Annotated in this window: 11 protein-coding genes; all 11 read right to left on the reverse strand. The window is 61.4% G+C overall.

The features are described from left to right. Positions 1-11: 11 nt before the first annotated feature. Positions 12-560, reverse strand: a complete 549-nt coding sequence (locus P0D70_RS22800; protein WP_091795303.1) for a GNAT family N-acetyltransferase — start codon at positions 558-560, stop codon at positions 12-14. Between the two features lie 4 nt (positions 561-564). Then, positions 565-1,146, reverse strand: a complete 582-nt coding sequence (locus P0D70_RS22805) for a GNAT family N-acetyltransferase (protein ID WP_408186135.1) — start codon at positions 1,144-1,146, stop codon at positions 565-567. A 7-nt stretch (positions 1,147-1,153) separates the two neighbouring features. Further along, entirely contained in the window at positions 1,154-2,515 is a 1,362-nt protein-coding gene (locus tag P0D70_RS22810) for a TldD/PmbA family protein (RefSeq protein WP_408186155.1), read from the reverse strand. Beyond that, positions 2,515-3,951: a TldD/PmbA family protein gene (locus tag P0D70_RS22815; RefSeq protein ID WP_408186136.1), complete on the reverse strand. Its 1,437-nt coding sequence runs from the start codon at positions 3,949-3,951 to the stop codon at positions 2,515-2,517. Before P0D70_RS22815 ends, P0D70_RS22810 begins: the two co-directional genes overlap by 1 nt. After that, positions 3,944-5,611: an ABC transporter ATP-binding protein gene (locus P0D70_RS22820; RefSeq protein ID WP_408186137.1), complete on the reverse strand. Its 1,668-nt coding sequence runs from the start codon at positions 5,609-5,611 to the stop codon at positions 3,944-3,946. The genes P0D70_RS22815 and P0D70_RS22820 overlap by 8 nt, the downstream gene beginning before the upstream one ends. Next, positions 5,608-6,723 carry an ABC transporter permease gene (locus P0D70_RS22825; RefSeq protein WP_091795318.1) on the reverse strand — a complete coding sequence of 372 codons (1,116 nt, stop codon included), beginning with the start codon at positions 6,721-6,723 and terminating at the stop codon, positions 5,608-5,610. The genes P0D70_RS22820 and P0D70_RS22825 overlap by 4 nt, the downstream gene beginning before the upstream one ends. Further along, positions 6,677-7,729, reverse strand: coding sequence for a microcin C ABC transporter permease YejB (locus P0D70_RS22830; protein ID WP_408186138.1), 1,053 nt, complete (start codon positions 7,727-7,729; stop codon positions 6,677-6,679). Before P0D70_RS22830 ends, P0D70_RS22825 begins: the two co-directional genes overlap by 47 nt. Before the next feature lie 8 nt (positions 7,730-7,737). After that, positions 7,738-9,687: an extracellular solute-binding protein gene (locus P0D70_RS22835; protein WP_408186139.1), complete on the reverse strand. Its 1,950-nt coding sequence runs from the start codon at positions 9,685-9,687 to the stop codon at positions 7,738-7,740. A 282-nt stretch (positions 9,688-9,969) separates the two neighbouring features. Continuing rightward, positions 9,970-12,711: a TonB-dependent receptor plug domain-containing protein gene (locus tag P0D70_RS22840; RefSeq protein WP_408186140.1), complete on the reverse strand. Its 2,742-nt coding sequence runs from the start codon at positions 12,709-12,711 to the stop codon at positions 9,970-9,972. A 305-nt stretch (positions 12,712-13,016) separates the two neighbouring features. Continuing rightward, on the reverse strand, positions 13,017-13,592 hold the full coding sequence (locus P0D70_RS22845) for a helix-turn-helix domain-containing protein (protein ID WP_091795326.1): 576 nt from the start codon (positions 13,590-13,592) through the stop codon (positions 13,017-13,019). A gap of 303 nt (positions 13,593-13,895) precedes the next feature. After that, positions 13,896-15,080 carry a tetratricopeptide repeat protein gene (locus tag P0D70_RS22850; protein ID WP_408186141.1) on the reverse strand — a complete coding sequence of 395 codons (1,185 nt, stop codon included), beginning with the start codon at positions 15,078-15,080 and terminating at the stop codon, positions 13,896-13,898. Positions 15,081-15,089 lie beyond the last annotated feature (9 nt).

The raw sequence follows: 15,089 nt of genomic DNA on the forward strand, positions 1-15,089 counted from the left end.
AATGAACCCGTTCAGATGGCCTGGAGGCTCGGTGCGTCGACAAGGCGGGCCATGTGCAGCACGTCCGCGAGTACGCCGTCGCGTATCGCAAAAGCGCGCGAGAAGCCCTCTTCGACAAAGCCGAATTTGCGGTACAGCGCGATGGCTGGCGCGTTATCGGAAAATACCGTGAGGTCGATACGGCGCAAACCGAGCGAGCCGTCTGCGCAGTCGATCAAGGCTTGCAGAAGCGCCGAGCCGACACCGCGCCGATGATACGCGTCGTGCACGGCGAGCCCCATATGGGCGCAGTGCGCGCGGCTCGGCCGGTGAATCTCCAGCCCGGCGTGGCCGACCACGCAGCCGTCGAGAACAGCGCACACGTTCACGCCGCTTTTGAGGCGCCGCTCGTACCACGCCGCGAGTTGTTCAGGACTGCGATAGCCGACTGACAGGGTGCCACGCCGCACACGAGGCAAGCTCATGATCTCCGCGAACGCATCCATGTCGGACGATTCGAGCGCGCGCACCATAATACATTTGTCATGCGCTCCGCCGTCCGGCAACCTTTCTTCTTTCATGGTCTTATTCCGCTGCGAAATGGGCGGCCGTTGCCGGCGACATCCACGGCGCCGGCTCACGCAACCGTGCCATGAAATAGCAATCGATCAACGCGCCGCGACGCAATACCGCACCGCGCTGATGTGCTTCGATTTCGAAGCCGAACTTGCGATACAGCGCGAGCGCCGGGTCGTTATCGGTGAAGACATGCAGTTCGAGGCGGCGCAGACCGAGCCAGTTGTCAGCCAGGTCGATCAGTTCGGCCATCAGTACTTGACCGATGCCGCGCCGCTGCCATGCGTCGTGCACACCGATGCCGAGCGAAGCGGCATGCGCGCGGCGCCCCTTTAAAGGTGTGAGTTCCGCTTCACCGACCAGCGTGTCGCCGATCACCGCGGCGATCGCGATTTCCGGGGCCGCGAGTTTTTCGAGGTACTCGCGCGTGCTGGCCACCGTCCGATATGGCATATGCGGATTGCCGTTCACCACGCCTGGCAACTGCAGCATGGCGTGAAATTGCTCCGTGTCGGCCACGCGCAACGCACGCAGCGTCAGCCCCTCGGGCAAGCTCTCAGGTTTCGATTTTGTTATTTCTTGTTGATCCATAGGCGGCTCATAACGTCAATTCGAATGACTTCACCAGAATGCCGGGCAATTGCATCCCACCCGTGGCGCGCTCGCCCCATGTCGAGTCGCTCAATAGCAGTTCGGCCTGCGCGCCGAGTTGTTCGAGTTCGCTGCCGAGCAAACGGTAAAGGCTGTCGTCGAAACGCATGGCCTCGAGTGGTGCGACGATTTCGCCGTTCTCGACCCAGAAGGTCGCAAAGCGCGTCATGCCGGTGAGGCGGCAATTCATGCGGTCCGAGAAGTTCACATACCAGAGGTTGCCGATATAGAGCCCGGTACCGAGTTTCGCCAGCACGTCTTCTTCGAGCAGATCGCCCGCTTGCATAGAGAGTGCGGCCGGTGACTCGCCGGCGAGCGCCCCATTGGGCGTCAAGCCGTATTCGCGCGCGCTGCGTGCGTTGGTCAGCCGTTCGGCACTGCGGCCCGCCTGAATCAACGGGACGCTGTCGCGCAGATAGCCGTCGTCGTTGAAGCCGGGCGTGATACCGAGACTCAGATCTTCGCTGATCGTCACTCGCGGGTCGACTACGACTTCTCCCACATGCAGCTTGTACAACTCGCTGCGTGAACTGGCCTGGGCGCGTGCGGAAAAGCCGCTCCATGCGGCAACACCGAGCAGCTCGGACAACGCGGCGGGCGCCAGATAGGAACGGTAGCGTCCCGGCGCCAACGCGCGCGGCGTGCGAGCGAGCACGGCAAGGCGGCTCCCGGCCTGCTCGACTTTGCGCGAGAACACGGCGTCGCTCCAGTCGTCGCCGGCGTAGGTCGTTTTGATCGCGCGGCCGCTCGGGTCGTACAACGACCAGCTGAAATTGAAGTTGTCCACCTCATACCAGCCGCGACTGCCGCTCGTGGACGCGAAGCCGCGCACGATCGTGCCGCCCGCGTAAAAGCCCACGAAATCGAGCCCTTGCGCGGATTCGGCGACGACCCGCGCCAAACCGTCAGGGTCCGGCAGCTTGCCGGAACGCTGAGTGGTGCGCTCCCATTTCGACGTGTCGAACAGCAGATGCGGATCGTCCGCCGCGTCGCGCAGCCCTGCTCGTAAGGTGGCGAGCGCCGCGCTCACTTCGTCGAGATCCTGTTGCAGATCGCCGCATACGGTCAGCGTGGAATAAGCCTGACGCGCGCCGTCGATCAGGCGCAAGGTCAGCTTGCCTTGCGACACGCTGCCGGTTTGCCGTACCTTGCCCGAATTGAATCGAATAAAGTCGGACTGCTCACCCGCAAACGAACTGAACGTGGTTTCGCCACCTTGTTGCAGGCGCTCGATCGCATCGGCAAGCGCGGTGAAATGCCGCTGCCAATCCACCGACGTAGCGGCGCGCGAGGAGATGAACTGGCTCATCATGCGCCTCCGAAAACGTCGATATTGCTGAATACGCAGGCCGGCGAAGCGTGGCCCACCCGAATGATCTGCGCCGGTTCGCCCTTGCCGCACATGGACGTGCCATACACTTCACGCGTAGCCGCATTGCCCACCGCACTCAGGCTGCGCCAGAAATTCGCAGAAATACCGCGATAGTTCGGCTGTTTCACGACTTGGGTGAGCTTTCCGTTTTCGATCAGTTGGCCGAACTCGCAGCCGAACTGGAATTTGTTGCGATGATCGTCGATCGACCATGACGTGTTGGTACGCATCAGAATGCCGTGTTCGATGCTGCCGATCATCTCTTCCAGCGAACTCTCGCCGGGCTCGATATTCAGATTCGCCATGCGGTCGATCGGCGGCCGGTTCCAGTTCGACGCGCGCGAGTTCGCCACGCCCGGCATGCGTGCGCGCTGCTGCGACAACGCGCCGCCGAGCGGACGCTCCAGCACGCCGTTGCGAATCAGGTACTGTTTGCGTGCTTCGGTGCCGTCGTCGTCGAATGCGTAGGCTGCCGCTTCTTCACGCAGTTCCGGGTCGAAGGTGACGTTCAGCAACTCGGAACCGTAGCGGTACGAACCGAACATGTCCTGCTTCACGAAACTCCAACCCGCGAAATTGCGCTCGTCGCCGAGAATGCGGTCGAGTTCGAGCGGATGGCCGATCGACTCATGAATCTGCAGCATCATCTGGTCAGGCATCAGCAACAGGTCGCGCTTGCCCGCCGGGCAATTCGGCGCGGCCAGCAGTTGCAACGCCTCGTTGGCGACACGTGCGCCCGAGCCTTCGAAGTTAAAGCGCGCCAGCACTTCCATGCCGCCCTGCCCGAGCGTGCCGTAGTTGCCGCCGAGCGTGCGCACTTGCGTGTCGCCGTTTGCGTGCGCGGCGACGCTCAATTGCGGCATCACGAAGCGGAATTGCTGGTCGATGCGAACGCCGTCGCCGGTCATGTAGAGCTGATCCGTGTGGATGATCTGTACCGCCGCCACGCGCTCCACGATTCTTCCGTCGAGATTGGCCGCGGCGCATTCAGCGCCCAAACGGTCGAGCCACTCGGCGCGGCTCGGCAACGCATGCTGCGCATTCGGCGACACATACTCGCCACTCGCCACCGGACGCGCGACTTCGCGGTGGTCGATCAAGGACAAGGCCGCGCTCGCTTCCGCGCGAGCGGTCGCCATATCGAGCGCCGCCTGCAAACCCGCCGCCGACAGGTTCGCGGTCGCGGCATAACCCGCGCCGGCGCCCACCCAGGCAATCAGCATCGCCCCGCGATCGCGCACCGTGCGCAGCGGCTGCGCGATGTCGTTGCGGATCTCGTGATCGTCGATCTGTTCGTCGACAATGCGCAGCGACCAGAAGGCCGCGCGGCTTTTCAGCGTACGGGCGGCCTGCGCCCAACGTTCGTCAATCATGGAGTTTTCCCGTGTGCGTCTGTGCGGCGCGCGGCTCCGGCACATTGAGCGACGACGCCAGCAGCGACTGCGTATAAGGATGCGACGGTGCGTGCAACACGTCGAGCGTGTCGCCGGCTTCGACGATGCGTCCCGACTTCATCACGATCACGCGATGCGCCATGGCTCGCATCACCGCCAGATCGTGCGTAATGAACAAGTAGCTTAGCTTGTACTTTTTCTGCAGATTTGTCAGCAGATTCAGTACCTGCTTCTGAATCGAAACGTCGAGCGCGCTAGTCGGCTCGTCGAGCACCAGCAATTCCGGTTCGACCGCCAGCGCTCGCGCAATCGCAATGCGTTGCCGCTGGCCGCCGGAGAACTCGTGCGGGTAGCGCAACATCGCATCGGCGGGCATGCCGACTTCTTCCAGCAGGCTGCCGACGCGTGCGCGCCGCGCCTTCGCGTCCACTTCCGGCCGATGCACGGCGAGGCCTTCGCCGATGATCTGCTCGACCGTCATACGTGGCGACAGCGAGCCGAACGGGTCCTGAAACACGACTTGCATGCGCGAATACAACGCACGGCGCGAGCTTGCGGTTTTGAGCGTGGAAAGCGGCATGCCGTCGATATGGATATGCCCGGCGGCCGGCTGTTGCAGGCCGAGCACGGTTGCGGCCAACGTGGATTTACCCGAACCCGATTCACCGACAATGCCGAGCGTTTCGCCGCGCCGCACGCTCAGATCGACATCCTGCACCGCGCGGAATGTTGAGCGTCCGAACAGGGAACGCCAGCCTTTCGCCGCCGTGCGGTAGTCGACGGCCAGTCCCTGCACTTCCAGCAACCGGCGCGCGCCCTGCTCGACCGGCGCCACCGCACGCTGCGGCTCGCTGTCGAGCAGGCGCCGCGTGTAGGGATGCTGCGGACTCGCGAACAGCGCCTGGGTCGTATTGGTCTCCACCAGTACGCCCTTTTCCATCACCGCGACGCGCTGCGCGAAACGCTTCACCAGATTCAGGTCGTGCGTGATCAGCAGCACGGCCATGCCGCGTTCAGCCGCCTCCTGTTCCTGCAACGAAATCAACAGATCGACGATCTGCTGGCGAACGGTGACGTCGAGCGCGGTAGTGGGCTCGTCGGCGAGCAGCAAACGCGGGCGGCACGCGAGCGCCATCGCGATCATTGCGCGCTGCCGCTGGCCGCCGGACAGTTGGTGCGGAAAGCTGTCGATACGCCGTTCCGGTTCGGGAATGCCGGTGCGCCTGAGCAGTTCGATGCCACGCTCACGCGCCGCATTCGGCCGCAGGCCTTCGTGCAGACGCAGACTCTCGGCAATCTGTTTGCCGATTGTAAAGAGCGGATTGAGCGCGGTCATCGGCTCCTGAAACACCATCGCGACATCCGCGCCGCGTAAGCCGCGCATCTGCTGCTCGGTTTTCTGCAGCAGATCCTCACCATCGAGCAGCATGCGGCCGCTCAATTCGGCATGCTCGACGAGCCGCAAAATGGACAACGCGGTCACGCTCTTGCCCGAACCCGATTCGCCCACCAATGCCACGCGCTCTCCGCGTGCAATAGACAGGCTGAGTTCATGCACCGCCACCTTGTCGCCAAAACGCACGGAGAAACGATCGATTTCCAGCAATGGCCGATTGGTCGGCGCTTGAGTGTTGGTCATCGCGGACCTCCGCCGAAAGCCGAACCGCGCGAGCGCGTATCCAGCGCATTGCGCAATGCGTCGCCCATGAAAGTCAGCAACAGCAGCGTGATCACCAGCGCGGCAAATGCCGACATGGAGATCCACCACGCGTCGAGATTGTTCTTGCCTTCCTGAAGCAGTTCACCGAGGCTCGGCGTTGGCGGCGGCACGCCGAGACCGAGAAAGTCGAGGCTGGTCAGCGAGAGAATCGCGGCGCTCATGCGAAACGGCAAAAAGGTGATCACCGGCGTCAGGCTGTTCGGCAATACATGGCGCCACATGATCTGCCAGTTGCTCAGGCCCATGGTGCGCGCCGCTTTCACGTAATCGAGCGAACGATTGCGCAGGAATTCCGCGCGCACGTAGTCCGACAGAACGAGCCAGCCGAACATAGACAACAGAATGAAGAGCAGCCACAACGTGGGCTCGAAGATCGACGCGAAGATGATCAGCAGGTACAGGTCCGGCATCGAACTCCAGATCTCGATCAGGCGCTGGCCGATCAGATCGGTGCGTCCGCCGTAAAAACCCTGTATCGCGCCAGTCAACACGCCAACGACGACACCGGACACCGTGAGCGCCAGCGCCATCAGCACCGACAGGCGGAAGCCGTAGAGCAGCCGCGCCAGCACGTCACGCCCGAACTGATCCGTGCCAAGCCAGTTGCTCGCGGTGGGCGGCGCCGGATACGGATGCGCGGCGAAATAGTCGATCGTGTCGTAGTGGAAATGATTCGGCGGATAGACCGCGAAGTTGCCGTTCGATTCGAGCCGCGAACGGATATACGGGTCGAGGTAATTGGCACGCGCCGGAAAGTCGCCGCCGAACAGCGTCTCCGGATAGTCCTTCACGATGGGAAAATAATAGTGCCCGTCGTAACGCACGATCAACGGACGGTCGTTGGACAACACCTCGCCGAGCAGGCTGATGACGAACAACGACACGAAAATCACGAGGCTCCAGTAGCCCAGACGCTGCTGCCTGAAGCGCAGCCACGTACGCCGCCACGGAGACGGCGACGCCGCGTGCGCCGCGCCGGCCGCGTCAGCGGTCCAGGCGGTTGAATTGGATGCGGGGGTCGACGAGGACATAGCAGACGTCAGCAATAAGTTTGGTTACGAGGGCAATCAGCGTGAACAGAAAGAGCGAGCCAAGCACAACCGGATAATCACGGCGAATCACCGAGTCGTACGACAGTTGGCCCATGCCGTCGAGCGAGAACAGCGTTTCGATCAGCAGGTTGCCGTTCAGAAACGCGCCTACGAATGCCGCCGGCAAACCGGTGAGCAACGGAATTGCGGCGTTGCGCAGCACGTGTTTCCACAGCACGTCGCGCTCCGGCGCACCCTTGGCGCGTGCCGTCAATACATACTGACGGCCGATTTCCTCCAGAAAGGTGTTCTTGGTCAGAATCGTGACGATCGCGAAGTTGCCCACCACCGAGGCCGTGACCGGCAGCACGATGTGCCACAAATAGTCGAGTACTTTGCCAAATGCACTGAGATCGTTGAAGTTATCCGACGTGAGGCCACGCATCGGAAACACCTGCCAGAACGTGCCGCCACCGAAGAGCATGAGCAGCAACACGCCGAGTACGAAACCAGGAATCGCATAACCGGCGAGCACCAGCACGCTCGTGACGGTATCGAAGCGCGAACCATTGCGCACCGCCTTCGCGATCCCCAATGGCACGGATATCAGATACGTCAGCAGCACCGTCCATAAGCCGAGCGTGATCGAAACGGGCAACTTCGATTTGATGACGTCCCACACGCTGTCATGCTGATAGTAGGACTGGCCGAGATCGAACGTCGCGTAGCGCTTGAGCATCAACAGATAGCGTTCGAGCGGTGGCTTGTCGAAGCCGAACTGCTTCTTGATCTGCTCGATCTGCTGCGGATCGACACCCTGGCTGCCGTGATAACCGCCGCCACCCGCCCACGCCTCTCCGCCACGGCCAGCGCCGTGGCGGAGTTGCGTCATCACCTGTTCGACCGGCCCACCCGGCACGAACTGCGTGACGACAAAAGTCAGCGTGACCACGCCGAGCAGGGTCGGCACCATCAACAGCAAACGTCTGAGAATGTAGGCAAGCATGTTGTTCCTCAGTGGGCCGCAGCCGCGGATGACCCGGAGGACTGCGCCGCCTGGGTGGTTTGAGTGACGGGTGCGCCTGGTTTTTTCGCGTACCAGTAGTCAATCACCCATTCTTCGTATTGGTACGTTTTGGGAACGATCTTCGGAAAGCCGATCGTGGTCTTGTAGCCGATGCGCGCGCCTGGCGCGTAGTACTCCGGCACGAGGTAGAACGAATAGATCAGCACGCGATCCAGCGCACGGGTCGCCGCTTCCAGGTCCTCGAGATTGGTCGCGGAAAGCGCCGAGTGAATCAGCGAGTCGACCGCTTTCGAACGAATCCCCGGATAGTTTTCCGAACCGACCTCGGACGCGGCCGCGCTACCGAAACGGCGCGTCAGTTCAGCGCCCGGAATCGTGACCGGCGGATAGATGAAGGTGGTCATGTCGTACTCGAAATTGTCCAGCCGCTTCTGGTACAACGCGCTATCGATTTCCCGCATATGCGCCTGAATGCCGAGCATGCCGAGCGCCTGCATATACGGCAGGATCAGACGATCCATGCCGGGCTGATCGTCCATGATTTCGATCGTCATCGGCGTGCCGTTGGCGTCGCGCAATGCGCCGTCGCGATAGTGCCAGCCGGCTTGCGCCAGCAGATCACGCGCCACGCGCAAATTGCCGCGCAAGGAGTTCGGCGCGATCGTGTCGGGCTGTTTGAGCATCGGACCGAACACTTCCGGCGGCACGCTGGCTCTCAATGGTTCGAGCAACGCCAGTTCCTTCGGACCGGGCATGCCGGTCGCGCCGAACGGACTTGCCGCGAAATAGCTGCTGGTGCGCCGGTATTGCCCATAGAACATCATCCGGTTCATCCAGTCGTAGTCGAATGCCATCGTCAGCGCGTGGCGCACGCGCGGATCCTGAAACATCGGCTTGCGTAGATTCATGAGCAGTCCCTGCATCTGCGCGGGACCATCGGCGAATTCGCCCTTCTTCAACAGGCCATTGTCGAAGTTCTTGCCGACGTATTTGCGGGCCCACTGCGTCGCGCTGTATTCGACGATAACGTCCGCGTCGCCCGCCTTGAAGGCTTCGAGTTGCGTGTAGTGGTCACGGTACAGATTGAACGTGATACTTGCGAAGCGATACATGCCGCGCCGCGACGGCAGATTCGCGGCCCAGTAGTCGGGGTTGCGCCGATAGGTGATCTGCTTGTCGTTCTTGCGCGACTCGATCAGATACGGACCGCTCGCGATCGGCGCCTCGTTCGCGATCTGATCGAAAGGCAAACGTGTGCCGTCCGCACGCGCGCCCCACTTCGGCGAGAAGATCGGCAAGTCGCCGGCGATCAGCGGCGCGTCGCGCTCGGCATGCTTGAATTCGAAGCGCACGGTCGCCGGGTCGACAATCACGGCGCGCTTGATCACCGAGAACTGCGCGTTGAACAAGGGCGACGCCTTGGAACTCGTCAGCGTATCGAACGAGTATTTGACGTCGGCCGCGGTAATCGGATCGCCGTTCGAAAAACGCGCGGAGGGGTTGATGTGGAACGTGGCCGAGGCCAGGTCCGGCGCGACTTCTACGTCGTCGGCAATGAGCGGGTATTCGGAGGCGAGTTCGTCCCAGCTGCGCTGCATCAGCGTATCGAACATCAGATGCAGAATGTCCGGCGCGGGCGCGCCGCGCACGAGAAACGGATTCAGCGAATCGTAGCTCTGCAGTTCGTCGAAGTTCTGGAAGCTGAGCTTGCCGTCGCTCGGTGCCGTGGGATCCGCATAGTCGAAGTGCGTAAAGCCGGCGGGATATTTGGGCTCGTCGTATTGCGCAATCGAGGGCCGCGCCTGCGCGCAGATCGCGCTCAATGCCAGACACGCACCGGCGCACAACGCGATCCGCGCGGCGGTGCGAAGCCGCGGCACGGGCGCGGACGCTGCCGTGGGCACGGCGCGCGGCCGGCGAAACTTCACAAGTCTCATCTTCGGAATGCGTAAGGACGCGCGCCGGCTTGACGCCGGCGCGCGGTAAGTCGAATCGGCGCGAGTGACGGCCCGACGCCGTCGCTCCCGTAGCTTTCCCCGCTTGCGCTACGCTGCTGCTTACCGCCCGCTGTCGCTCGTCGTGGTGCTGAGCGAGCATTGTGCACGGGGAACACCAATGTACGTCTTTAAACGTGGTTTGCCGCTCCGGAACGGGAGACCCGAAACCGGAGCGGCCGACCCACTAGACAGACTGCGGATGAATCACAACCATCAAAGACTTCAGAAGCGGTACGACGCACCGACCTGGAAGAAACGGCCGATATTGGTGTACAGCGACTGGTCGTAGCCCGTGATATCCGGCGTGGCCTGCCATTCGACGTCGAACGGCGGCTTACGATCGAAGATGTTGTTGATGCCGCCGTAGATCGTCCAGTTCTTGAAGCCGCGATACGTAGCCATCAGGTTGAACTGGCTATACGACGCCACCGACAGCGTGCCACCGTCGCCGAACTCGGACGCCACCGCGTTCGTGTACGGGCCGGTGTACTGCCACGTCAGCGTCGTGGTCAGCTTGCGGTAATCCCAGGACAAGCTGGTATTACCCTTCCAGCGCGGATTGGACGCACCGAACGGCTGCAGCAACGCGAGGTTGTTGCCGGCGAAGTCCTGCGTGGGCGCACCCGGGCTGTTCAGCTTGAAGTGCCACACGTAGGCCCAGTCGCCTGCCAGCGTGAACGTACCGTACTTCGTGCCGACCGACTTGCGGAAGTTCATGTCGAAGCCGTCGGTGTCGAGCGAGCCGAGGTTGACGAACTGTTCCTTGATGTAGGCCACCGTGCCGTCCGGATTGCGAATCACGTTCGACGGGTTGTTTGCGTCCATCACCGCGTTCGGATCGTTCGTGCCGATCACACCGTCGATGTGAATCTTGTAGAACGCCGCACCGATATCCGTCGACGAATCCGGCGAGAGCTCGAAGCCAATGTTGTAGTTCTTCGTGTGCTCAGGCTGCAGCGCCGGGTTGCCGTTGACCTGTTCCGTCGTGAAGTGCTTGGTCGGCGTGCCGCTAGGATCGTTCGGGTCCACGAGATTCTGGTGGGCGAGATAGGTTGCCTGCGAGTTCTCGACCAGAGTCGGCGCGCGGAAGCCACGGCTGTACGATGCATACGTCGTGAGCATCTTGACCGGCTGGAAGCGCAATGCGAAGCTCGGCGAGAATGCACCGCCAAAGTCGCTGTAGTGGTCGTAACGGCCCGCTTGCGTGAACGTCAGGTTGTGAATGATCGGAATATCGACCTGATAGTACACGGCGGCCACGTTGCGCTCGCCGTCGACCGTCTGCACGTTTGCCGGCGCCGTGACCCCAAGCGCGCTATACGTGCGCGAGTTGATCAGGTTACTTTCGTGACGGAATTCCGTACCGAAACCGACTCCGACCGGGCCACCAGGCAGATTGAACAGGTTACCCGTCGAGGTTTTCGCCGTAACACTGTCGAGCTTCGAGATTGCCTGTTCGTAGTCGTTCTGGAACACGCCGTTCAAGCCGTTCGGCGTGGCCGACGGGTTCGAGAAATTGAACACGCCGTTCTGCAGAATGTTCTCGACGCCAGCCACATTCAGCGCATTGCCGTAGGTCGTGTCGACCGTGCTCTGCGAATGGCCATAATCCGCGGACCAATCCCAGTCGCCGAACTTGGCGGTGGTAAACGACCCCTTCACGCCGGTCATTGCACGCCAGAACGTCGACACCGTATCCGCCGAAACAGTGTTCGGGAACGTGTAGTTGATCTGCGTCGGCACGCCGAACGGGTTGTACGGGTTGGTGCCCGAGACCGTGCGCGACAGCGGCAACGCCGAACCGGTAGCCGGGTTGAACGCGTTCGTCTGGCTGCTCAGCACTGCCGGACCTTCGTTCTGCACGGTTTCGTTGCGGCTCACCCACAAATCGGCGTAAGCCTGCACGTCGTCGTTGATCTTGAAGGTGCCGCGCACTTTAGCATTCAGGCGTGTGATCGCCGGCATGAGCGAGGTGGCGCTCGCCGGGTTCGATTTACACGTGGTCGCGCCGTTCGCCGACACGCTGCCCGGAGGGCAAGGGCTGAGCGCCGATTTGGTGCCGTCGGGCGAGGTCCAGTACGACTGCTGGTTCGGACCGAGCGGGCCCGCGAGACCGCCCGGGAACTGGCTGAAGTCCTGATTTGCGGTCATGTCGCGATCGGCGAGCGACGAGCCGGTGTCGCGATAGTAGCTCGCGGCGGCCGTCACGTTGAAGCGGTCGCCATTCAGATCGCCAACGCCGCCGAGCACGCTGAAGTTACCCTGCGCGTCGCCCGGATGCTGCGCCTTGCCGAGCTGGCCGTCGATCTGCAAGCCCTGAAAGTCCTTCTTCGTGATGATGTTGACCACGCCTGCAATCGCATCCGAACCATACACCGAGACCGCACCGGTCTTCACGATGTCGATGTGATCGATCATGTTGAGCGGGATCGAATTCACGTCGAAGAACGTGTCGGTGAAGTTCACCGCCTTGCCGTAATTCGCCACCCGTTGGCCGTCCACCAGCACCAGCGTGTACTTCTCGCTCAAACCGCGCAATGCAATGCCGCCACCGCCTTGCGCGGAGCTGTTCATCGTCGTTTGGCCCCAGCTGCTCCCTGAGTTCGCGGACGTGCCGCGCAGGAAGTCGGCCACGGTCGTATAACCGCTTTGCTGGATTTCCTTGGGCGTGATGGTCTGGACTTCCGTATTGCCAACCTTGTCCGATGTGCGGATCAGCGAGCCGGTCACTTCAAATTTCTTGAGTTGCTGAACCCCTTTGCCCGCCGGCGTCGCGGTGCTGCTGTCCGCGGACGGCGTGGCAGCAGCGCCTGTCGCCGGCGCGCTTTCCGTCGTTGCGCCCGCCGCTGTGCCGGTGGTGGCCGGCTGGCTTTGTGCAAACGCCGGTACGGCGATTGCGGCCGACAATGCCAGTTCAGCCCAGACTATTCTTCTAATGGCCAGCGCCAATGCCCTTTGTTTCATTTTTCCCCTTCTCGCTCGTCAGTAAGGCCACAGCAATATGTGATGAGAGGTCTTGTGAACCTCTCCACTCGATATACGGCGATCTTGCGCCGCGCTCCGTTAAAGCAACATCAAATAACTCAGTGTTGGACTACTAATTTATTGCAATCGAAACGCGCAGCGCTTTTCAAATTGTTGTCATCTCTACCGCCACGCGAGTGGATCCCGCCACTCGCCGGCCCTCAATTCCCAAATCTCGGGTACAAACTTAAGTAATGCTTACAAATACACATTGAGTGCTCTTTGCAAAAGCATGACCTGCGGCACTAAAACAATCGTGGCGTCCCTACCCAAACGATCACCGCTTCTTCACGTGCGGTATTGGACCAGGAGTGCGGCACGGTAGATTCGTAATGCGCAGTGTCGCCTGCCTGCAATACGAACGTTGTGCCTTCCAACGTGAGCGAGATCTGGCCGCTCATCACATACAGAAACTCTTCCCCTGCGTGCGTCGTGACTTCCGAGGGATTTTGTCCCACCGGCATCCTGACGAGAATGACTTCCAGCTTGCTGCCAACCGACAGATTCGTGAGCCGCCCAAACAGATTGGCACTGCCGTCAAATCCGAAGTACTTCAGGTCACTGCCTCTACGCACCGACTTGTCTTCGGTCGGCGTATCGACGAAGTACTGCACCGTGACACCTAACGCTCGAGCAATACCTACTAACGATGTAATAGAAGGTGTTGCGTGACCCCGTTCCACTTGCGACAGAAAGGGCTTGGAAATGCCCGCAGTCTTTGCCACTTCATCCAGCGTGCGCTTGAGCCGTTGGCGAAGCGCGCGGATTTTGCTTCCTATAGAGATTGCAACGTGTGCCTTGTTATTGAGTGGCAAAACCATAGCAAGACAGAATCCCGTAGTCAAAAATAGTTTGATATATACAAATTATGTTTCATAGAACGCAACATCCTCCCTCGACCATTCCCGACAAGCCTGCCGGGATGCCGCTATGGATAACTCGATCTGTGTGTTTTCCAGAAGACTTCCGCCTCCTCCGAATGCCTGGCGGTAGTTGCGAGTGCAACCACGCTCAGACATCGGAGACGGTCCACATTCCTTACGACGAGCGCGCTCCCTCGCGCCCGCCATGAGGACACCTCGAGCGCGCCTCGTCAGATGAAACATAACGGGAACAGAGTGCTCTTATTTCGACGCCACCAGCACCCACAAACGGGCGAGGTCGGCTGAACCATCGGTGCCCTTCACGGCACGGAAGGTTTGTACCGCACGCGCTTTATCGCCGGCCACGTAGTACGCCTCACCCAGATGCAGTTGCGCCTGGTCCGGGTGGTCGATCCCACCCTTCGCGATTGCCGCGTCCATGGCAGCGAGCCCCTGTTTTGCCTGCCCGGCGAACACCTGGTTGAATGCCATGTCGACAGGCGCAATGGGATTCGCCGGATCTGCAGGTGCCTGCGCCCGTTTTGCCGCCAATGCCTGAAGGCGTTTCTCGCGATCCGCTTGTGCGTCGCGCCCCAGAACGCCCGACGCAAAGCCCTGATCGATGACCTGCTTGCCTTCAGCCGTCGTACCCGCCACGATCGCGAGCTGGGTCATTTCCATGTAATCGTCGGCGCTCGAGAGCGAGCCGGTCGCGCGGCGCAACCGGTACGTGTCGATATCGAGCTTCGACGAATAGCCCGGCTTGCTGCGAATCGCCGAGAACAGATCGTCCCAATAGGACTGTTTCGGATGATAGGCAACCAGCTTTTCGAGCGTGCTGCGATACGTGGCATCGTCCTTCACGCGTTGCGCACACGTGCCGAGCAATTGCAGTTGTGACTCGTCAGGCGCGTGACCGGCACGCACCTGCGCATCGATGCCCGGCCTGAGCAGGCTCACCACGCTCGCGCAATCGTTCGACAGGTAGTACGACTGAACCAGCAGCGTACGCATGTCGGGATCGCTGCCACCGGACTTCAGATAGCGCTGCGCGACCTTCGCCGCCTGCGCATAGTTCTTCTGCTGGAAGTAGATGCCGGCCAAAGCCGCGGACGTACGCTGCTCGTCCGCGCCGCTCAACTTCCCGGAACTCAACAACGTTTCGTAAGCCTGAGCGGCGACACCGGACTCGCCGGCCGCCGCCGCTGCCGCACCGCGCATCTGTTCGATCATGGTGCTCTCATACGGGGTCTTACCGGACACGGCCGCCGCCTGATCGATCTTCGCCAGCGCGTCCTTGTACTTGTGCGCGCGATACAGATCCTGCGCGGCATTCAGCGGTTTCGCCACGTCCGGCCGCAGCGTGTCGGCGGCATGAGCGGCGAGCGGCAGTACGAGAGCCGCCGCCATGACGACAAGCCTGAAGCGTTGTTGAATCGTTTGCATTGCCCTTCC

It is taken from the genome of Paraburkholderia sp. RL17-381-BIF-C (assembly GCF_046026435.1).
Taxonomy (GTDB): Bacteria; Pseudomonadota; Gammaproteobacteria; order Burkholderiales; family Burkholderiaceae; genus Paraburkholderia.

Excerpts from the sequence above, each read along its gene's own strand:
- P0D70_RS22845 (WP_091795326.1), bottom strand. The coding sequence starts at position 13,592 with ATGGTTTTGCCACTCAATAACAAGGCACACGTTGCAATCTCTATAGGA.
- P0D70_RS22815 (WP_408186136.1), bottom strand. The coding sequence starts at position 3,951 with ATGATTGACGAACGTTGGGCGCAGGCCGCCCGTACGCTGAAAAGCCGC.
- P0D70_RS22830 (WP_408186138.1), bottom strand. The coding sequence starts at position 7,729 with ATGCTTGCCTACATTCTCAGACGTTTGCTGTTGATGGTGCCGACCCTG.
- P0D70_RS22800 (WP_091795303.1), bottom strand. The coding sequence starts at position 560 with ATGAAAGAAGAAAGGTTGCCGGACGGCGGAGCGCATGACAAATGTATT.
- P0D70_RS22805 (WP_408186135.1), bottom strand. The coding sequence starts at position 1,146 with ATGGATCAACAAGAAATAACAAAATCGAAACCTGAGAGCTTGCCCGAG.
- P0D70_RS22810 (WP_408186155.1), bottom strand. The coding sequence starts at position 2,515 with ATGAGCCAGTTCATCTCCTCGCGCGCCGCTACGTCGGTGGATTGGCAG.
- P0D70_RS22850 (WP_408186141.1), bottom strand. The coding sequence starts at position 15,080 with ATGCAAACGATTCAACAACGCTTCAGGCTTGTCGTCATGGCGGCGGCT.
- P0D70_RS22835 (WP_408186139.1), bottom strand. The coding sequence starts at position 9,687 with ATGAGACTTGTGAAGTTTCGCCGGCCGCGCGCCGTGCCCACGGCAGCG.
- P0D70_RS22820 (WP_408186137.1), bottom strand. The coding sequence starts at position 5,611 with ATGACCAACACTCAAGCGCCGACCAATCGGCCATTGCTGGAAATCGAT.
- P0D70_RS22840 (WP_408186140.1), bottom strand. The coding sequence starts at position 12,711 with ATGAAACAAAGGGCATTGGCGCTGGCCATTAGAAGAATAGTCTGGGCT.
- P0D70_RS22825 (WP_091795318.1), bottom strand. The coding sequence starts at position 6,723 with ATGTCCTCGTCGACCCCCGCATCCAATTCAACCGCCTGGACCGCTGAC.